The organism is Legionella sp. JM-2024 (assembly GCF_055389095.1).
Genome location: NZ_AP039388.1, coordinates 2944930 through 2964178, shown reverse-complemented (window position 1 = coordinate 2964178; position 19249 = coordinate 2944930). Strand labels below are relative to the sequence as shown.

Below are 19249 nucleotides of genomic sequence, written 5' to 3'. Positions count from 1 at the left end.
AGCGTTTTCCTTTTATAATTATTTTTTAATATGGAATTCCATTTTTATGCCTAAAATGCCACTGGCTATCTGAACCAAAGACCGCAATCAGATCATCAGCAGGATAACTTACCTCATCGTCTTTTGTTCGATCGCCTACTTCAAGATAGACAACATCATCAGATGTTCGATTTACTAATTGATGTGCAGTACCATCCTGAGTAAATCCAGCGCACATCCCTGGATGTAATTGAATCTCGTCGGTTTCAGTTATGAGTGTTGGTTGACCTTCCAGGATAAAAATAAACTCTTCTTGTAACTTATGTTTATGAAGCAGTGCCGATTGAGCACCAGGAGCAAGTCGAGTCAAATTGACGCCAAAATTTTTTATTCCAAAAACGTCTCCTAATGGATGTTTTTGACGGCCTTCCATCATCGATGCAAATGGCTCGGGATAAATTGAGCGTTTTGCTCGTGGTGGCACATCTGCCGCTATAATAGCAAGTGATGTGTTATTATTTTTATTTGTCATGGTTTTGGTTTACTTTTTATATTTAAATTAATTAATCCATATTAGCATAAATAAATAGCCTTAAATATGCACTCCAAATTTCCAAAACCTTACTACAAGACTTGAGCAAAACCCACTCTCTTTGTTAAAAATATTTTTAATTCAGCTATTTAGTTTATCTAAACTCCCTCATTAAAAACATTTTTGGTGTCGATATTTGAGTGTCGTGTAATTTCTGTACTATTTTAAGAGGGGTAGAGGCTTATCAAAATCACATTCTAATATCTCACCCAATGAACGAGGAATTTTTATTGCCCCATTTTATTTGCCTCGGGTGAGTCAGTATTTGATTTTTGCTATTATACTGTACATTTATTGATTAGTACTTTGTAGATATTATGAATTGCGGTATGGTTGAACCCTTCATTTTTGATTTTGGTAGACTTTATTTTAAGCAATGGACAGTAGCATTCTTGCTAAAATGACATGATATCAACAATTAGTATATGTATTATCATGTTTCATTTTAAAACTGGATTGAGGGCAGAATTAGTGGAGCAAAAAAGATGAGTAATACCTATTGGACACTGGATGGTAAAAAGGCTTTAATCACAGGCGGAACGAAAGGTATTGGATACGCCATTGTTGAACAATTCCTGCAATTAGGTGCCGAAGTATTTATTGTCGCCAGAAATACTACACAAATAGATGAAACAATTAAGACCTTTCGCGCAAAGGGGTTCAAAATTTGGGGCAAAGCGGTTGATATTAGTAAAGGATATAAATCGTGTACTGATATTATCAGAGAAATAGATACGGCATGGGGTTCCCTGGATATTTTAGTGAATAATGTGGGTATCAATATAAGAAAATCAGCACAAGATTACTCGCCTAATGAGTACGCTGAGATTATGAATACGAATTTGACTTCTGTATTTGAACTCTGTCAGCTGACTTATCCTTTTTTAAAACGATCCAAGCAAGGAAATATTGTTAATATCGCATCAATTTCAGGATTGGTAGATGATGCCTCAGGCGCGCCTTATGGTATGAGCAAAGCGGGAATGATTCAGCTGAGCAGACACCTGGCTGTCGAATGGGCAAAAGATAATATCAGAGTAAATGCTATTGCACCGTGGTATATTGAAACGGAATTGACCAAATCGACTTTGGAAAATAAGGTGAAGTATGAAGCCATTTTGGCACGTACTCCTATGCGTCGAGTCGGTCAGCCTGGAGAAGTTGCAGCTACTGCGGCATTTCTCTGTATGCCTGCCGCTTCTTATATTACTGGTCAATGTATTGCAGTAGATGGTGGGTTTCTGGTGAATGGATTTGGATAATTTAATTGCTTAAGTAGTAAGATATAGGGTTTATAAATAAGATTGATATAGAAAATTGATATGATGGTAAAGAAACAGGAAAAATATGTTGTTTGAGAAGCAATAGAAAGCATATATAGAGAATTAAGGTAATAATGATTTCATTTCAAGATGGCATACAATTAACACAAAAAAGTGAATCATCACTTCAGGCAAGCGAATCCCAATTATTAAGCAAGGGATTTACCAAAAAGTTATTGATGGTCAATCAACACCAGGAGACTTTTCTTGCCAAATCCCCAGATCCGCTATCAGTCAAAGAGGTATTCAGAGGTTATATTCCAGAAAAGGAATTAGATAGTACTACTCTAGCGGCACAAAAGCATTTATTCAGTTTAGAATTTGAAATATCGTTTATTGAAGTTTTAATTCCCCGCCTTATGAAAGCACTCTTTGCAGATCAGTTAATCACCCCAGAGGTGTATTTGCATGTCGATAAAGACCATCATATTTTTGTGTTATCCAAATTGCTTCATGGGTTTGATGAATTTTTACATTCGAAAGTGGAGAATAAATTCGGCTATATATTAAACCATAAAAAGATTCCATCTCGCGATGATTTGGAGTTGACTGAGCAAGAAGCCTATCTTGTCGGTCAATTGTATGCAGCTGCACTAATTTTCAATCATTGGGATATATTGAATTCCAAGTTGCTCAATGCTGGAAAAATTGAAGTCAGAGGTCAATCTACAGCATGCATAGTTGATTTTGGTTTTTGCCTGCACTTAAGTTACAAAGGGCGACATACAGATAGTTTATGTTTAGATGATGAAAATTTTAAACACGGTAAAAAAATTAATTATCGCTTTTTTAGCCAAGATTATAATCGAGATTACCGACATAGGTTTGCCTTACCATTCAATACTATAGTAGGAGCCTTATTGCCCCATACCTTGATAGAAGATTTATATCAATTATCTGGACAGGATAAGATAAGTACTGCAATGCGTAATGGTTTTTCAGCAATGGTTAATCAAGCTGATAAAAGCATACGTACTAATCCCAAACTTTATGAGCAAGTATTCAAGGAATGCCTACAAAGAATTTCTAAAGAATCTTCAATTACAGCTGAAGATTTACCTCAATTTTTAAACATGAACTATTATTTAGGCAAGATTGGAGACGATAATCTTTACACAATCGTAAAAGGACGGGTAGAAGATTGTTTTCGATTGCTAGCATGCTTTGAGCAAGGAATCGATCCACGTGTTTTACATGAACAGGCGCGTGATACTTATTATGAGGTTAATAAACTGTAAGAAAGATCTGGCATTTTGAAAGATTCAGGAAAGCTCTATTTGAAACCCAAAGTAAAGGAGTAAATACAGATGTAACGAGTCAAACTGAGGATGAAAATCTTGTGCCTTTGTCCAGTTCTTCCTTTTCATTTTGCTCCATTTTCATCTCGGTAAATTGCTTTTTCAAATTTCTAAAAGTGGTTGCCGCTTTCTTATCATCAATATCAGTTTTTTCTTCATCTTTATAATAGATGTTACCCCGTTTTCCCAAGTAGCGATGAGAAGCCAGAGCTGCTTTTACTGCCAAAATTTCTTTGTTTTTGATAAGCTGAGGATCCTCTGAAAAAATTTTCCCTCTTAATTCTACTGGTACGTTGAGTAAGGCATTCTCTATACGTTGCGCTTTATTATTTTTACCAAGAGAAAATAATTCTTTTGCCCCCTCACGATAGTTTTGGATTATTTTTTTCATTTCGGCTACTAGCGGTGAATCGATTAATTTTAATTGTTTTTCTAAAGACTTTTTAAGATCGATTAACGAATCAAGATTGTCTGCTTGTGCAATTTTTTGTTTTAAATTGTCACAGTATTCAGACATTTTTGGGTCAGGATCGGTTATTTTATACTTATTAATCTTCTCAACTAACGCGTCACATTCAGATTTTAAGTGTGATATTCCTTGCTCTTGTAACTTAATTTTCACATCGTTTAAAGTGTCAGGATCTCTTGCTTTATCAATTTTCTCAGAAAATTCTCTTGTTAGATTATCTTTTTTATGGCTAGTATCAAGGGCAATACCAATTTTGTTTAATAATTGCAAACATGTTTGTTTAAGAGAAGTAACTTGTCGCTGTATAAGCATGTCTTCATAATTTTTATAAGACTGAATTTCATGTTCAAGTAATGCTTGCTCTACACCAGTTACTGCCTTTTTTATGCCTCTAAGAAAAACCGGGAGTTTCTGGTTAAACTCATGTCTGTCTTCTTTATTACTCATCAGTTGCTCTAATCTTGGTAGGGTCTGAGTATACATATTTGCGCCGAGGCATAGTGCTTCTGCTTCTTTAGCTGTAATACCTGTTTCATATGCTTTTTTCATTCTCTCAAAATCTTTGGCTAAGCCTTCTTTAATGGTTTGAATATATTCTTTGTCTTTTGGTTCTTTTGTTTTCTTTATCAAATTTTCCAGAAATTCATTGATATCGCTATAGTTTTTTTGATCCAAGGGCATGACGTCGGGTTTTACTTTCATTTGATTTTTTAAGGCCTTGTATTCATCGGAACTATAGCCCGACATATTTTTTATTTTTGCTTCTAATTGCAAACTTTCATCCTTCATCAATCTCAATTTGACTTCTTTAATCATCCTGGAAAATACCGGGACAATATCATTAGTGGCTTCAGTTAAAGCGGTTTGCTTCTCAGTGTCTTTGCTGTGATCCGCCAATTGTATAATGGCTTGTATTGTTTTTTCCTCAAGGCTTTCAAGATATTTAACCAATTGCCCATGATGAATAGGCATCCCCTCACTCAATAAACTATTTATTCGTTTAATTGCCTTCACACTGTGTTGGATTGTATGAATTGGTTTTTCATAGCGTTCTCTTACTTGTTGGCCTTTGTGAAGAATTTTTTTATCAAGTAAATCAGTCCCTTTATTTAAAGCATCGATATCACCTGCTCTGAGCGCATTAACTTCTTTAATGTACTGAAGCTCTTTAGTCATTAATTGTTCGCCCATTATTTCGGCGATTAATTTTTCACTATCAAGCTCTTCAACTACAGGGGGTTCTGGCTTTGCTGTATCTTTCATTTTGGTTGGCAGATGGGGGGTATCTTGTTTCTGAACAGATTCTATTTTTACTTTCTCTAAGAGTTTGACATCATACAAATTACTTTTAGCCAGCTTGGCTATAGCATAACCTGATTTATTAGGTAAGCCTGCATTTACTTTCATTCCTGATTCGCTTTGTTGTAATCCCCTGGCTCCATGAGCATTTTCATCACAAATATCTCGGCTAACAGAAAATTCGACTACTGTTTTAGCTAATTCTTGTTGTTCTTCTCTATCCTCTGTTAAGATTCTATTTTTGCCAAAATCATATCTTGGAAAATATCCTTTTTGGGCGGAAAATCCACATAACTCTTCAATAAAATTATTCAATCGTCCTGTTCTATCCTCTCCACTTTTACAAAACCAATCCACGGATTTACCCATAAGTTGATTCACTAATAAATAACGTGATGGAAACTCATGAGGCTGATCATTTTTACTGTAATACAAGGCTTCGGCTTGATGGTATAATTGCATAAATTGAAAGAATTTTTTTAATGATTTCCCTTCTCCGCTTTCCATTTTTTGCCGATTTTTTTCATCACCAAGATAGGCAATTAATTGATTTTGTAATTCGCTTAGGTTTTGTTTGTTTCCCAACCAAATTTTTTCTCTTTCATGTTCTACCGCCTTATAAGCCTTATGTAATTTGTTCTCAATTTTTCTTACCTTTTGTACTTGAGCGTGATACATCGATTCATTTGCAGAACTTTTATCCTTCAAATAAGCTTTTTGTTTTTCTTCCAAGTCCTTATAAGCTGAGGTTAACTCGTCTTTCTCAAGCAACTGATTTAGTTTTTTTTGTGCCGTTTGTAACCCTTTACTTTCAGCATAAGCTTTATTAATTTTTTCATAAAGGCTAATAATTTCTGTTGCGGATTTATCGTTATCTAATAATTTATTTCTTTTGATTTTTTCAATTTCATCATGGATGTGATGAGTTGCATCTCCAATAAACGAGTGCATTCCCTTGGTATTAATTGTTTCATCTAAATCGGAAGAAACCCCTAATTTATGCCAAACTTTATTCAATGACTGATTGATCTGTTTGAGCTTTAATCCATGTAAATTGGCAGGATCATTCATCAAATTAATTTGAGGTTTTACTATTACTTTTTTGCCATTAATGATTAATTCCAAAGGTCTTTGGTTATACATCATTAAAGCGTATTGGCTTTCTTTGAGCTGGCGATGTTCCGACTCTTCCTTCATGAAACTTTTATCTCCCTTGATAGGAGATAGAAGGGCCATGGAGGATAGATTGATAACTAAGGGGTTATTTATGCCAAATTCACTAGGGTCACGACCTTCCAGTTCTTTTCTTGCCAATTCAGAAAGCATGTCTTTGACCGCTTCACATGCCATTGCTCTTCGTTCAATTTTGTCTTTGACTTTTATCGGCGGGTATGAACTGTGCCTATAGCCAGTAAAGTCGATCTGACTTTCTCCCTTTGAATTAACAGATCCAGTAGAAACTTGAACAAAATTGGCAAGTTTTCCTTCATCACGTTTGGTACTCGGAATAATTTTATCGCCAACAACGCGTTGGGTACTGATTCGAGTCATTTGACCCAATTGATACACATTAATGAAATCAGGACGCCCTTGTTTTGCTGTCCATTGAGCCTCAGCGTGTTGAAATAATTTCACGGCCTCGTCCAAAGTAGATTTTGGATAAACAATAGGTAAGGCGTGAGCAATAAAAAATTGTAAATGTTCAGCAGCTTGCTCAATTTTAGCGATTACTTCTTCTTCTTTTTTCACAAGGTCTTGAAGAGGAATAGCCTCTATTTCGCATTCTTCCTTTAATTTTTTTGCGGTAAGCTCTTTGTAATAAGTAAGGTTTTTCTTAAGTTCTTCTTTGTTCGTAAGTTTATCATTATTGTCAATTTCAGATATGGCTGTATTGTAGATGGCGTCTAGTCTTTTTAAGAAATCCTCAAGTCGAGGGCCATTATAAGACTCTTTATTAAATACTCTTATTTTGAGTTTATGTTTTTGACCATGCCGTTCTCCAGGAGTAAGGATCCATTCCTCAAAATGGTATTTGTCATGAAGCAATTTATCTGATTTTGAATTGCTTTCCTTTTTTTGTTTTAATGAGAATTCTTGTTTAACCCAAGACTCTATCAGCGGTGATTCACCTACTTTATTTTTTGCTGCTGCCATATCGATGCGCCTTCTTACTTCTATATAGTAAGTATATGACAGTATTTCTAGCAAATTGCCTTTTATTTATCCAGTATAGGGGGAAGTAGCGATAATCTGGATCTAATGAAGCACTTGGTGAGCTTAACTGGTTTGGTGTAATAGGCAGATTGAAATGCAGAGGACCTTCTCCCGCAAGTGAAGAAGGATTGCCCATTGCTGTCGATTTTTATTAGAAGAAACTATATTCGCTTGCCACCAAATTCTAAGTGGATGGTACAAGGAGGATATCCTTTGTAGGAATAGGAATAATAGAGAATTCTTTTGCCTTCACTTGAGTATGAAAGGACAATCTGCCTGCTAAAGGTTTCAGAGTTAGAACGGACGGTTTTTTTACTATAGGTTCCAGAGTCGGAACTGATGGTTTTTTTACTATAGGTTCCAGAGTCGGAACTGATGGTTTTTTTACTATAGGTTCCAGAGTTGGAGCCGATGGTTTTTTTACTATAGGTTCCAGAGTCGGAACTGATGGTTTTTTTACTATAGGTTCCAGCGTCGGAACTGATGGTTTTTTTACTATGGGTTCCAGAGTTGGAGCCGATGGTTTTTTTACTATGGGTTCCAGAGTCGGAGCCGATGGTTTTTTTACTATAGGTTCCAGAGTTGGAGCCGATGGTTTTTTTACTATAGGTTCCAGAGTCGGAGCCGATGGTTTTTTTACTATAGGTTCCAGAGTTGGAGCCGATGAATTTTTTGCTATTGGCACAGGTGAAGATTGTTGAGCAGTAAAAAATCCGCATTGACCTGCTCCCACAGTGATTAGTTTTTTTGCAACCGGAGCAGTTACTATGTTGGTGCGTTGAGTAGAAAAACCCAAAGCGCCTAATGCTTGGGGTAAATTGACATCAGTTAATAGAAGCCTGGGTGAAAACCAAGCTTCAATTGATGTTTTTGTGAAAATCTTTGCTGCAAACAATTCACGTACCCCAGCATTTCGAGTAAGATTTTCAGTTTTCAAGCAATCAAAATAATACTTAATTACTTTTAGCTCAATCAGTTGTTTTGCCTTTTCCAAATTACAGCCTCGCACTGTGGCTTTATGATGAATTGCCCTGTTCATTATTAAAGTAAAAAATGCTGGATCTTCAAAGAGAGCACGGGTTGGTGAGTGTTCATTTTTCTTTGCCTCAAGTGCTAATTCAATGATAAGTTGCTCTGTTTTATCATTGAGAGGTGCGTTTTGAAGAATCGTTTTAGCCAGATCCATGCGAGGGACGTTCGTGATAAGGTGTTTTATGAATTTTTCTATGTCACCCTTGGTGTCTACAATACCTTGAATCAGTTTTTTTTGTTCATCTGACGTTAACAGATTATATAGCTTGGCCAAGTAAGGCATTTGTTTATGAAGATTGATACACGATTGAATGTTTTTAGTGTCTGACAAAAGATTCAGTTTTTGCATTCGGAAGAATATGTTAAACAGCTCCGGATTCGCAAATATATATTGTCCTTGTTCTATAGGATTTTTTAATAAAATACTCGTGAGCTCTGCTTTTTGCTGATTGGTAGAGAAGGTACAAAAACGACAATCTCGTTTTTTAAGCTCTTCTAAACTGAAGGTTTCCCGCTTTTGATTATCCCATGGGTTGACTAGAACAAAATCATAACTGCCATTTGTTTTAGTGATAACCTTATCTATCCTTAATGCGTGGCGATCATGAATTTTCCCATGTTCATCCGTGTCACCATAAGCCAGGCTGATATATACCGCTTCAGTGGGGTTCATCAATTTTAATTTAATGACTTCTTCCAAATCTTCACTGTCTTTTGCTTGAACACCTAATAACTTTCCAACAAAACGCGTGGAAGTTTCAATATGTCTTCGACTTATGCTATGGGCTGTAAGACTCGAAGAGAAATCAGTATGATCCCAATCGCCAGTGTAATAATAGGAACTAATTCGCTCTAATACCTTGATAGCTAGCGAATTGGTTTGTACCCCTTTTTTTGAATCATCAATTTCTTTCAGTTTTTGATTGCCCAGGAAAAAAACGTCTTCATCAGTATTTCGGTCATAAACATGAATGTACTTGCCTCGCATTTTCTCAGATTTAAGATAAGTACTCTGATTGTTTCGTTTGATTCGAACGGTAAGTCCAACTGGAGTTTTCGTAAATTTTGATTCCAACAATTGACGAGCCTCATCCCCTGAATTAAAAATACAATCTAAAGCGACTAAAAGATAGCAATCATCCACGGGCCCTTGTTTGATAATAAGAGGTGTGTTCTTTTCTGGAAATAAAGGCATCGATATGTTCCAAAATTATTCAATAAGTATTCGGTGTGATCATTTTATCAGAGAATTATTATGTGAATATTAAGAAAACACAAGCAGGTACTGGGTGTGCCTATGGCCCAACAAAAAAATATTAAATTCTGATGCAAGGTTGACAATAGACCATTTAATCCGCTTTTTTTTGGACATGATTGCAAAGTTCAGGGGATTTGCCATAGGATAATAAGAAATACCCTCTGAGCAAAGAGCAATGAACAGAGCACATGCAAACCGATTAAATCTGCAAATTATCATCGCGATAATCATGGGCATTATTGTTGGTATTTTTCTTAATCTGCTTCCTGAAACCAGCCTGGCTTTTGAGTATCTCGTGGAAGGTCTGTTGGATTGGGGGGGGCAAGTTTTTATTACTATTCTTAAAATGCTAGTCATTCCTGTTGTTTTTGTCTCGCTGGTCTGTGGTACTTTTAATATTAATTCTAGTCGGCAGTTTGGTCGAACGGCATTTAAGACTATTACTTTGTACTTGATTACCACTGCAATGGCTATTAGTTTGGCTTTAGTCGTATCCGGGGCATTCGAAATCGGTAGTAGTACCCAGGCACCGGTAATAAATCATCACAAAATCATTTCCGCTCCTACTATCAAAGAAACATTACTCAATCTAGTGCCCAGTAATCCATTTAAAGCAATGGCTGATGGGAATATGTTACAAATCATTATATTTGCTTTATTACTTGGTATCTCTATCACCAGCGCTGGAGAAAGAGCTCAAAGCATTAAAGAATTATTCAAAGCGGGTGACGTGGTTGTGATGCGCTTGGTGCATCTGGTTTTTCTAGCAGCACCTTATGGTATTTTTTGTCTTATATCTGTTATGTTTGCTCGTATCGGTCTTGATTTAATTGTTCAACTCGCCGGTTATTTTTTTACTGTTTTGTTGGTCTTACTACTGCATTTATTTATTGTTTATCCGTTACTGCTCAAAGGTTTTACAGGTTTATCTCCAGCCACTTTTTTTCGCCAAATGTGGCCAGCCATGATGTTTGCCTTTTCCACATCAAGCAGCAATGCGTCTATACCGGTAGTATTGAAAACTGTTGAGGAAAAACTGGGGGTTGATGAATCAATAGCTTCTTTTATCATACCCTTAGGCGCTACTATCAATATGGATGGCACGGCCATTATGCAAGGGGTTGCCACGGTTTTCATTGCAAATACTTATGGTATTGATTTAGGACTCAGTGGTTATCTGACCGTAATTTTATTAGCAACATTGGCCTCTATAGGTACAGCTGGTGTACCTGGGGTAGGTCTGGTCACTCTGACTATGGTACTGACACAAGTTGGCATTCCCGTTGAAGGAATAGCCCTGATAGTTGGTATAGATAGGCTACTGGACATGTCAAGAACGGTCGTCAACATCTGTGGTGATGCTTTGGTGGCCTGTATCGTAGGGCATAGTGAAAAAGCTCTTGATGCTAATAAATTTTATAAAAAAGGCGTGGTCGAAATTTAAGAATAGGCGCTTGATGAGCTATAAATTATTTTATTGGTGCAGAGCGATGAAAATCATTGTCTGAAGCAGAAGTAACTGGGCGAAATGAGTTGAAGTCCGATTTAAGGTATAATTACTCAATCAATTAGGATTTGGTTTTCGAATGGACTTGAAACTTAAGAATAAAACAGCCTTTATTAGCGGATCTGGAGCAGGTATAGGCTTAGCGATTGCCTTAGGATTGGCCGAAGAAGGTGCTATCGTCTATATCAATGCACCCTCTCAGATTTTGATTGATGAAGCTTTAAAGAAAATCCAAAAAAAACAGCTGGAAATTTATGGTATTTCTGCAGATCTTTCCACAGAAAACGGAGTGGAAACAGTAATCAAACAACTGCCAAAGGCCGATATCCTCGTGAATAATTTGGGCATCTATGAACCGCAGGATTTTTTTTCTATCAGTGATGTCGATTGGCAGCGAATCTTTGAAATAAATGTCATGAGCGGGATTCGCCTATCAAGGCATTACCTGAAGTTAATGCTGCAACAAAGCTGGGGACGAGTGCTTTTCATTAGTAGTGAATCCGGGGTAATCATTCCTAAAGAAATGATTCATTATGGCGTGACAAAAACCATACAAATTGCTTTGGCTAGAGGTTTGGCGGAATTAACTCGGGATACCGAAGTGACGGTAAACTCTATATTAGCTGGACCAACCAGTACCCCAGGAATTAAACGATTTATTGTTAATTTGGCAAATGAATGGAATATTCCCGAGGAGCAAGTTGAAAAAGAGTATTTTTCAAGAGTGAGAACCGGTTCTCTGTTAAATCGCTTTGAACTCCCGGATGAAATTGCGCATTTGGCTGTATTTTTATCCAGCCCATTATCTGTGGCTACAAATGGAGCTACGCTGCGGGCAGAAGGAGGAGTGGTTAAATCGATTTTATAAGTCCCATTTTGTAAAGAGCATAAATATTGTCTCAATTTTATCCCTTAAATAAATCGATTTACACCTTGTTTCTCTGCTTGAAAACCTTTTAAAGCAAGTTATTCTATTATATTTTTCCGTTTGCCTAATGTAATATTTGTCCATGTCTGTTTTTAATTGTGGCTGCGCCTAAAAAACATACTATTGCGCTGATAATTAAATAAAAACTTGGAGATAAAATATCATGGGTAGTATTAATTAGACCCGTGGCAATCAAAGGGGTAAGGCCACCAAAAAACGCATAACCAATATTGTAAGTGATTGCCATTCCAGTATAGCGAACAGAAGTAGGGAACAGTTCTATAATAGTGCAGATATACATGCTGGTGCAGGCACTCAGAATGGAAACAGTCAGCATTACAAGGATTACGTAAATAATTTGATCTTTTGCTAACAGATAAAAGAAAATATAACTGAAAACAATAAAGCTAAGCGATCCAATTAACAAAAAAATTCGACGTCCAAATAAATCGGAGAACCAACCAAAAGCAACACAGAGGAATGCATTAAGAATTAAAGCGGTAGTATTAAGTATATTAATTGTTTCTTTAGGATAATGTAAAATGGAAGTTAAATAGGTTGGTAAATAAAGAAAGAAAAGGCAAACTGTGACGGCATCCAGCCAAGTCAATGCAACACCCTGAAAGATCTCTTTTCGATATCGACAAAATACTTCCCGAATTGGAAAAGCGGATTGTTCCGAATGAGATGTGTTTGATTTAAAAAGAGGAGTTTCTACTAATCCTTTGCGTAACTTAAAACTCACGATTCCCAGTATCCCACCAATAAAAAAGGGTAGTCGCCAGCCCCAGGAGAGCATTTGTTCATGAGAGCAGGTTATAATTAGCAAGACACTAATAGCAGACCCCAGTATCAAACCAATATTGATCCCAAAAAAAATGATTGCGCAAGTAACACCCCGGTGTTTGGGATTAACATGTTCTCCTGCAAAGGTAACAGCACCAGGGATTTCTCCCCCTACAGAAAGTCCTTGTGTCAAACGCAGCAAAATAAGTAAAACTGGTGCCAAAATGCCAATACTCTTATAATCTGGAAGTAAGCCTATTAAGAAAGTTGGTAAGGCCATCAAAATCAAAGTGATAACAAAAGTTTTCTTGCGACCGTACTTGTCACCAAAATGACTAAATATTATTCCTCCTAAAGGTCTAATCAAATAACCTATTGCGAAGGCAGCATAAACCCCCATTAAAGAAGCCAAGTGATTGGTGGCAGGAAAAAACAATTCACTTAACTCACTCGCCAAAAATATGTAAATAATAAAATCATAAAATTCCAATGCGCCACCCAAAGAGGATAAGAATATAACTTTTCGTTCTGTTTTCGATAAATTAATAATCGCCATTAAGTATCCCTTTATGAAATATATGAATGCTGCGGATTAGCAAACTCGCTAATTGGTTTAAGAGCCGCGTGGATAGCTGTGCAAGCTTGTTTTAGCTGGCTAAAATTTTTAGCACACGAAAATCGTAAATAAGCAGAGTTTTCACTGATCCCAAAAGCTGAGCCAGGGACAACAGCTACTCCCGCGGCATGCATTAGATAAGAGGCAATTTGAATGTCTGTTTTAAAAGTAGAAAAGCCAATTTTATTTTGTACCTTCGTAATGGTGTAATTGGTGTTGTTGAGAGTCACAGTCAGTGTATTGGGAATCGTTTTACCAAGAAGGAAATTGGCTTGGGCTAAAATAAAAAAACCATTATTGCCTGGAATAATATTGAATCCAAATGATTCAAGCTGTTGAGATACAAAATTTTTATTTGTTTTGTATTCGTGCAAGGTTTGAGTTAACCAGGCTTGATATTTAAAAGTGGTATTTAATTTTTCATTAATTCCAGCTATTAATGCCTGTTGGGTCAGGGATGAAATGCCGCCCGTTGTTATCGCTTGAATGTTAATCATTCGTTCTATCCATTCCGAATTGGCAGCAACCATTCCAGCACGTAATCCCGGCGCACCAATTAATCCTTTTGATGCTGAGTTAACAACTATACAGCGATTTTTTAAGGAAGGATCAATATCAAGAACAGTCAGATGTTCTGATGTAGTTAATTCTCGGTATACCTCATCGAGAATAATGCAAAGCTTAGGGTATTTTGCCAAGACTGTGACCATTTCCAAGATGGTTTTCCTGCTCAAATCAATGCCAGTTGGATTGTTTGGATAATTAAGAATGATCGCTTTTGCTTCGGAGAATTTGGCAAGAGTTTCTTCCAAAAGTTTTCCTGATGGTTGAAAATAATGATCTTGAGTCGGGATTTTGATTAAAGTACCACCTAATGCTCGTATTTGGCTTTCATAGGCAGCAAAATAGGGTTCAAAAGTTAAAACCTGATCTTCGGTGTTGATTAATATACTAAGCGCATTCCAAATCCCTTGTGTTGCACCATTAGTAATCATCACTTCATTTGTTGAGTAATCAACAGAGGGATAGTACTTTTTATAAAGCCGGGTGATAAATTCAAGACTATCCTGGTTACCAGGGAAAGGGGAATAGGGCAAAACCAAATTAGTTTCTGAAGGATTCAAAAATTGATTGAGTGATTTAATCACATTATCGTTAATACCCAAATGCGGTTCACCAATGCTTAAGTCAATAATAGGTAATAGATCTCTTTCCATGCGTTCATGGTTAATAACAGGAATTTTTGAAAAAATTTCATCAACAGGATTACGATAGGTCTTGGCTCGTAATGCTAAAAAATTCTCACCATACATGTAATATCCAATAATTAGTATCAGTTTGTGTATTTTACAAATATCAACAAATATGTGAATTAAGTCCGATTTATCTTCGCTATAGCAAAAACTTATAATTTGCTATGGCAATAGTTCTTAATGGCTGCTGCGATTGTTTGAATTGCTTGAATATTCCTGCTTTCATTACGATAAACCAGACATACTTCTTCTTTATAACTAAGGCTGTTATCAATACAAACAAGATTATCCGGGTAAAGGGTATTGGCCATTAATTTTGGCAAAATTCCTAATCCGCATCCGTTGGCTGTCATGTTGGCTATAACCTCCAAGCTATTGATGGTGACAATGCGATCAAATAGGAATCCTTTTTTTCGTCCCTTATTTAACAGATCTTGTGTTTGTTTTAAATCTGGATCACATAAAACAATAGCTTGACCTGAATAAACATCATGTATTTTTCGTTTGTTTGGTATTGTCCAAAATGCCATTTCATCATAGCAAAGCTTTTTTATAATTAAATCGAGATGTTTTTGTGGATTAATAAGAATACCTATATCGATTTGAAAATTAATTATTTGTTCTATGGTTCGTCGTGACACATCTGTAATTAAATTAATTTCTAATTTTGGATATGTTTCTAATAAGTCAGGAAGGAAGCCTGTCACGATATCAACTGCTGTCGTAGAGTGGCATCCGAGAGTATAAGAACCTTGAACATCAAATTTTGAAGCCAAGGCAAATGAGCGGGTATCTTGCCAACAATTGATTAAAGTTTTTATATGGGCCAGCAATTGTTTTCCGCTTTGAGAAAGAGCCACTCCATGTGGGTGGCGAATTAAAAGCTCCGCGCCAATCAAATGTTCCAGTCTTTTAATGGCGAGACTAAGTGCTGGTTGACTAATGCCAAGTCGTTCTGAGGCTCGAGATAAACTTAAAGAATTCGCTACTTCCTGAAAATATTGTAAATCTGAAAATGAAGGAACCATAGATGTCCATATAAACGATATTCAAGCCATTTTATAACAAGACTGGTTATTTTCTCCAATGTTCTGCTTTAAAAATTTTTATGACAATTTTGCAGGACAGCTAATGTTTTTTTAAGAGGTATAAATATCAACTTAAAGAAATCCGCAAATGACTTATTCAAATCACTATAAATAAAAATTCAAACCAATTGGGAATAAAAATATCAGTTGAGACTTATGTACAAACACAGCATTCAGGTTTTCCAATAACTATGCTGAAAAGTATAAAAATATTTAAAATAATGTCATTGTCTTTCCGTCTTATGATCTGGAAGAAGAGATTAATTTCTTGAAAGAAAACAATATATTGCATTACCATTGGTACAATATTTAAATTCATTAATCATTACATAGGGAAGTGAATATGAGAGAAAAATATGCTGGCCGCTCAGAACCTATTATCAATAAGCCTTCTGATATTCCAAAGGGATTAGTTGCTAAAAGAAAAGCAGAGTTGCTTTTAGCAAAATTAGAAGAGTCTCTAAAATTACAAGAGTCTATAAATAGAGAATCAGAAAGTCATACAAAAGAAGAGAGTTCTGAGTCGCTCAAACCCAGGTTGACTCATCCAACTAACGATCGCCCAAAAATTAAGCACAGACCTCCTTCTTCATTTAGTTATACCAATTCAGACAGCACATTGTTTTCTTCTTCCAAAGATGAAAAGAATGAAGAAGAACTTCCCGCAGCCATGACCAACGATGAAAAAAAAACAGAAGACAAGGCTCCCACACCAATTTGGACAGCTCTGAGCACTGCTTTATCAAGTGCAGTTGACAACTATACTAAAAAAAGATTGGAAGGTACGACTCCCAGCGAGGCTTATGGTTGGCTTAGCTGGTTGCGTCATGGTAAAGCAGGAAAAGACAAAGCAGGTGGATTAAATAGTGAGGTGCAAGAAACAAGTACTGTTGAATCCTTGCTGGATGTACTTCATCTCTTCTTCACGGATTCCCACACCAGATACAAGAATCACTCACTGGCGCCTTATGTGGTGGATGAGCTCAATAAACTATTGGTTCAGCATGCCCTTAAACCTTTTGTGCTCAAATTGGGGGCACAATACGATATCAATAGTTGGTTGCATATCAAAAATCAATTAAGTCAATTGATATGGAAGGAAGAGCCTCAAGAAAAACAATCTCTTCCTGCGTCTATGTAATTTGTCGGGAGTCCTTACAGGACTCCATAATTCTTTTTGTGCTCAAATTGGGGGCACAATACGATATCAATAGTTGGTTGCATATCAAAAATCAATTAAGTCAATTGATATGGAAGGAAGAGCCTCAAGAAAAACAATCTCTTCCTGCGTCTATGTAATTTGTCGGGAGTCCTTACAGGACTCCATAATTCTTTTTCATCTGGTAGATGAACAATCAAAAAGTATTCTATAGCGGTAATTCAATTTGCAAAACTTGAGGGGATATAAAAATTATCCTAGACTTTGAGTAGTTGTCTTAACCTCTAAGAGGATAGAATGAATACAAAAGGGATTTTATCTACTATTTTATTTTCAGTTGTTATGATGTTTTCAGTGGCTAGTAATGCAGAATACAATGAAAATGACAATAATACTGTAACGAGCAATAATTCACAAAATACCTCAGAGCAAACTTCTCAACAAAACCTCAAGCGTAGCCCTTCAGGACAAAACTGTACTGGAACAAGTCCTAACTCATTTCCACAAAACCCGTCATCATCCCCTTTTTCAATAGGGCAATTAGGCGCATGTGTTAATCAAACATCGTGTAATACGACTAATGTTACTTTAAAAAGTAAAATTGCAGACAGGTATTGTCAAGACGCGAATAAAACCACTTGTGATGCCAATGACGATTGCCTGCCACCCCCTGATTGTATGGGCCGTGTGAATGGAACAGCCTCTAATATAGTGCTTACTAACTGTCAAAATGCAGGTCCTAATCTTTGCACTAATGCCGGAGGAGGGATTTATTGCCTTTGCGATGCAGAAATCGCAGCGAATGCCCAAATTAAATGTGGTTGTGAATGCACTACGACAACTTTGCCTTAACAATAATCACCCTGGATATTTTTCATGACATTTTGTTCTTTTAAAGAAACAATGTTTGAGTTGTTTGTGAACTGTTCTCATCATGACTAAATTACAATTTTGTTTTTAAATTATAAATATTGTTCTTTTTATATATTATATTTCTATGCTATTGTTCAATGTCTTGATTAATACAATCAAGATGTTAGGCAAAAATATTCATATTTGATTAGCTCTTTAACGTTACTTGGAATTTAAAAGATGAAAGAAATTATCGAGTTGTTAGCAACCCTGGATGAATCTCAAAATCCCTATATACATCGTGTCAAAGCCAAATTACATGAGTTTTTAAAGTTGGATGAAAAAGAATATGAGGAAATGCGAATTGAGCAATCAACCAGCCGATCCTGGGAAGAGGGGGCTACAACCGATTTAAGAATAGGTCCTATAAAAGCGAAAGAAAAAATAGATCAAATAAGGGCTATGTTAGCAGCATTGTCCGGCGCAAACGCGGTGAAATATGAAGAAGGGCACAACATGCAAGATAATGGAGTGGTCTTTATTGTCACCGCATGTGATGTTGAGAAACTGGAGAGTTTTATTCCACAAAATGAGGAAGAAAACCAAAAAATTACTCCTCTTACAACGTTTATTCGAATGTCAATTGCAGGCAATAGAGGTTATGTAAGGGGTATTTCGTTTGATTCTGCGAAAGTTGATGGTGCCGGCTTACTTGATTCTCTTAAAGAACGAGAATCATCCACGCCAACACAAGAATGGTTTTCTGTTCTTGAGTTATTAGATTCATTAAATCGTGATTCGGAAATTAATCTGATTGAAATCCAGAAAGATTTAAAATCACTTCTGGATCTCAAGTTTGATGTGTATTTCCATTCCTCCAGTGAACAATTTCCAGTGGATTTGCGTACAGGAAAGTTGGATCCCAAGGATACTGATGTTCAGAAAATACAAAGAGCGTTAGATAGCCTCACTTTACTTAATTGTGTCAAAGTAGAGACCAAGGATCTTGAAGATGGGCAGAAAGTATTCATTATCAAGCAAGTGAATCCTAAAGAGCTTCATGATTTTTCGCTGAAGAAAAAAGTTGATATAAACTCCAGCGAAGAGATGCTATCCAATATTATCGAACTTTTAAAACAGACATTTCCTAATAATAAAGTAATACAGGATCTGGTCGTTTTTGATGGCAGAGACGGAAGAAGTATGACACGTCCTTACCTGCATATCAGAACCCAAAACTATCATCAAGAATCAATAAAAGACTATAAAATGGCAATGACTATTTTCAGGAACATTTATGTAAAAACATCAGAAAGAATCGCTTTTGATCAAAGAAGCGAGATGGTTGGGATGACAAATCAAACGAGACCCAAATACATTAGAAGTATTGTAAACTCTTCCACAACCTCTCAATTAATCATGGATGTTCCTGTCGATTTAACGACAAAAGAATTATCCGTTCTAAAAAATATCTGCGCTGAAATGAGTCAATCTGAGTCGAAATACTCTAATCGACATAAGCTTTTCAAGCCTCAAGTTAAGGAACAGAACTCTGATGATCAATTGAAATCTTTGTTTTTGGGTTAAAATGAAATTC

Annotated in this window: 13 protein-coding genes; 7 read left to right on the top strand and 6 right to left on the bottom strand. The window is 36.2% G+C overall.

All coding sequences use genetic code 11. The features are described from left to right. Window positions 1–25: 25 nt before the first annotated feature. Window positions 26–511 (bottom strand): cupin domain-containing protein, encoded by a 486-nt coding sequence (locus ACZ5EK_RS12865; protein WP_464430049.1) that lies wholly within the window; start codon window positions 509–511, stop codon window positions 26–28. Window positions 512–1056: 545 nt separating this feature from the next. Here ACZ5EK_RS12865 and ACZ5EK_RS12860 point away from each other — a divergent pair. Together ACZ5EK_RS12860 and ACZ5EK_RS12855 are read left to right on the top strand one after the other, a co-directional pair. Beyond that, a complete protein-coding gene (locus tag ACZ5EK_RS12860) occupies window positions 1057–1833 on the top strand; it encodes an SDR family oxidoreductase (RefSeq protein WP_464430048.1) in 777 nt (258 codons plus the stop codon). Window positions 1834–1967: 134 nt separating this feature from the next. Next, window positions 1968–3131, top strand: coding sequence for a hypothetical protein (locus tag ACZ5EK_RS12855; protein WP_464430047.1), 1164 nt, complete (start codon window positions 1968–1970; stop codon window positions 3129–3131). 79 nt (window positions 3132–3210) lie between these two features. On the opposite strand, the gene ACZ5EK_RS12850 is transcribed toward ACZ5EK_RS12855, so the two are convergent. Both ACZ5EK_RS12850 and ACZ5EK_RS12845 read right to left on the bottom strand, forming a co-directional pair. Then, window positions 3211–7113, bottom strand: a complete 3903-nt coding sequence (locus tag ACZ5EK_RS12850; RefSeq protein WP_464430046.1) for a hypothetical protein — start codon at window positions 7111–7113, stop codon at window positions 3211–3213. A 244-nt stretch (window positions 7114–7357) separates the two neighbouring features. Then, entirely contained in the window at window positions 7358–9400 is a 2043-nt protein-coding gene (locus ACZ5EK_RS12845) for a hypothetical protein (RefSeq protein WP_464430044.1), read from the bottom strand. 238 nt (window positions 9401–9638) lie between these two features. Between ACZ5EK_RS12845 and ACZ5EK_RS12840 the strand changes: the two genes are divergently transcribed. Together ACZ5EK_RS12840 and ACZ5EK_RS12835 are read left to right on the top strand one after the other, a co-directional pair. Next, the gene (locus tag ACZ5EK_RS12840) at window positions 9639–10907 is read left to right on the top strand and encodes a dicarboxylate/amino acid:cation symporter (protein ID WP_464430043.1); all 1269 of its coding nucleotides are present in this window, start codon (window positions 9639–9641) and stop codon (window positions 10905–10907) included. 142 nt (window positions 10908–11049) lie between these two features. Further along, window positions 11050–11838, top strand: coding sequence for an SDR family NAD(P)-dependent oxidoreductase (locus ACZ5EK_RS12835; RefSeq protein WP_464430042.1), 789 nt, complete (start codon window positions 11050–11052; stop codon window positions 11836–11838). A gap of 124 nt (window positions 11839–11962) precedes the next feature. Here the strand turns inward: ACZ5EK_RS12835 and ACZ5EK_RS12830 are convergent, their stop codons facing one another. The 3 genes from ACZ5EK_RS12830 to ACZ5EK_RS12820 all read right to left on the bottom strand — a co-directional run bounded on the left by ACZ5EK_RS12830 (window position 11963) and on the right by ACZ5EK_RS12820 (window position 15581). Next, complete coding sequence (locus ACZ5EK_RS12830) at window positions 11963–13240, bottom strand: MFS transporter (protein WP_464430041.1); 1278 nt, start codon at window positions 13238–13240, stop codon at window positions 11963–11965. Window positions 13241–13251: 11 nt separating this feature from the next. Next, on the bottom strand, window positions 13252–14613 hold the full coding sequence (locus tag ACZ5EK_RS12825) for a pyridoxal phosphate-dependent aminotransferase (protein ID WP_464430040.1): 1362 nt from the start codon (window positions 14611–14613) through the stop codon (window positions 13252–13254). A gap of 92 nt (window positions 14614–14705) precedes the next feature. Then, entirely contained in the window at window positions 14706–15581 is an 876-nt protein-coding gene (locus ACZ5EK_RS12820; RefSeq protein ID WP_464430039.1) for a LysR family transcriptional regulator, read from the bottom strand. 403 nt (window positions 15582–15984) lie between these two features. Here ACZ5EK_RS12820 and ACZ5EK_RS12815 point away from each other — a divergent pair, with 403 nt between their 5' ends. The 3 genes from ACZ5EK_RS12815 to ACZ5EK_RS12805 all read left to right on the top strand — a co-directional run bounded on the left by ACZ5EK_RS12815 (window position 15985) and on the right by ACZ5EK_RS12805 (window position 19239). Continuing rightward, window positions 15985–16782, top strand: a complete 798-nt coding sequence (locus tag ACZ5EK_RS12815) for a hypothetical protein (RefSeq protein ID WP_464430038.1) — start codon at window positions 15985–15987, stop codon at window positions 16780–16782. A 315-nt stretch (window positions 16783–17097) separates the two neighbouring features. After that, window positions 17098–17652 (top strand): hypothetical protein, encoded by a 555-nt coding sequence (locus ACZ5EK_RS12810; protein WP_464430037.1) that lies wholly within the window; start codon window positions 17098–17100, stop codon window positions 17650–17652. Between the two features lie 240 nt (window positions 17653–17892). Then, window positions 17893–19239 (top strand): hypothetical protein, encoded by a 1347-nt coding sequence (locus ACZ5EK_RS12805; protein ID WP_464430036.1) that lies wholly within the window; start codon window positions 17893–17895, stop codon window positions 19237–19239. The last annotated feature ends 10 nt before the right edge of the window (window positions 19240–19249 follow it).

Coding starts and splice junctions, on each gene's coding strand:
- ACZ5EK_RS12865 (WP_464430049.1), bottom strand. CDS start 511: ATGACAAATAAAAATAATAACACATCACTTGCTATTATAGCGGCAGAT.
- ACZ5EK_RS12860 (WP_464430048.1), top strand. CDS start 1,057: ATGAGTAATACCTATTGGACACTGGATGGTAAAAAGGCTTTAATCACA.
- ACZ5EK_RS12855 (WP_464430047.1), top strand. CDS start 1,968: ATGATTTCATTTCAAGATGGCATACAATTAACACAAAAAAGTGAATCA.
- ACZ5EK_RS12850 (WP_464430046.1), bottom strand. CDS start 7,113: ATGGCAGCAGCAAAAAATAAAGTAGGTGAATCACCGCTGATAGAGTCT.
- ACZ5EK_RS12845 (WP_464430044.1), bottom strand. CDS start 9,400: ATGCCTTTATTTCCAGAAAAGAACACACCTCTTATTATCAAACAAGGG.
- ACZ5EK_RS12840 (WP_464430043.1), top strand. CDS start 9,639: ATGAACAGAGCACATGCAAACCGATTAAATCTGCAAATTATCATCGCG.
- ACZ5EK_RS12835 (WP_464430042.1), top strand. CDS start 11,050: ATGGACTTGAAACTTAAGAATAAAACAGCCTTTATTAGCGGATCTGGA.
- ACZ5EK_RS12830 (WP_464430041.1), bottom strand. CDS start 13,240: ATGGCGATTATTAATTTATCGAAAACAGAACGAAAAGTTATATTCTTA.
- ACZ5EK_RS12825 (WP_464430040.1), bottom strand. CDS start 14,613: ATGTATGGTGAGAATTTTTTAGCATTACGAGCCAAGACCTATCGTAAT.
- ACZ5EK_RS12820 (WP_464430039.1), bottom strand. CDS start 15,581: ATGGTTCCTTCATTTTCAGATTTACAATATTTTCAGGAAGTAGCGAAT.
- ACZ5EK_RS12815 (WP_464430038.1), top strand. CDS start 15,985: ATGAGAGAAAAATATGCTGGCCGCTCAGAACCTATTATCAATAAGCCT.
- ACZ5EK_RS12810 (WP_464430037.1), top strand. CDS start 17,098: ATGAATACAAAAGGGATTTTATCTACTATTTTATTTTCAGTTGTTATG.
- ACZ5EK_RS12805 (WP_464430036.1), top strand. CDS start 17,893: ATGAAAGAAATTATCGAGTTGTTAGCAACCCTGGATGAATCTCAAAAT.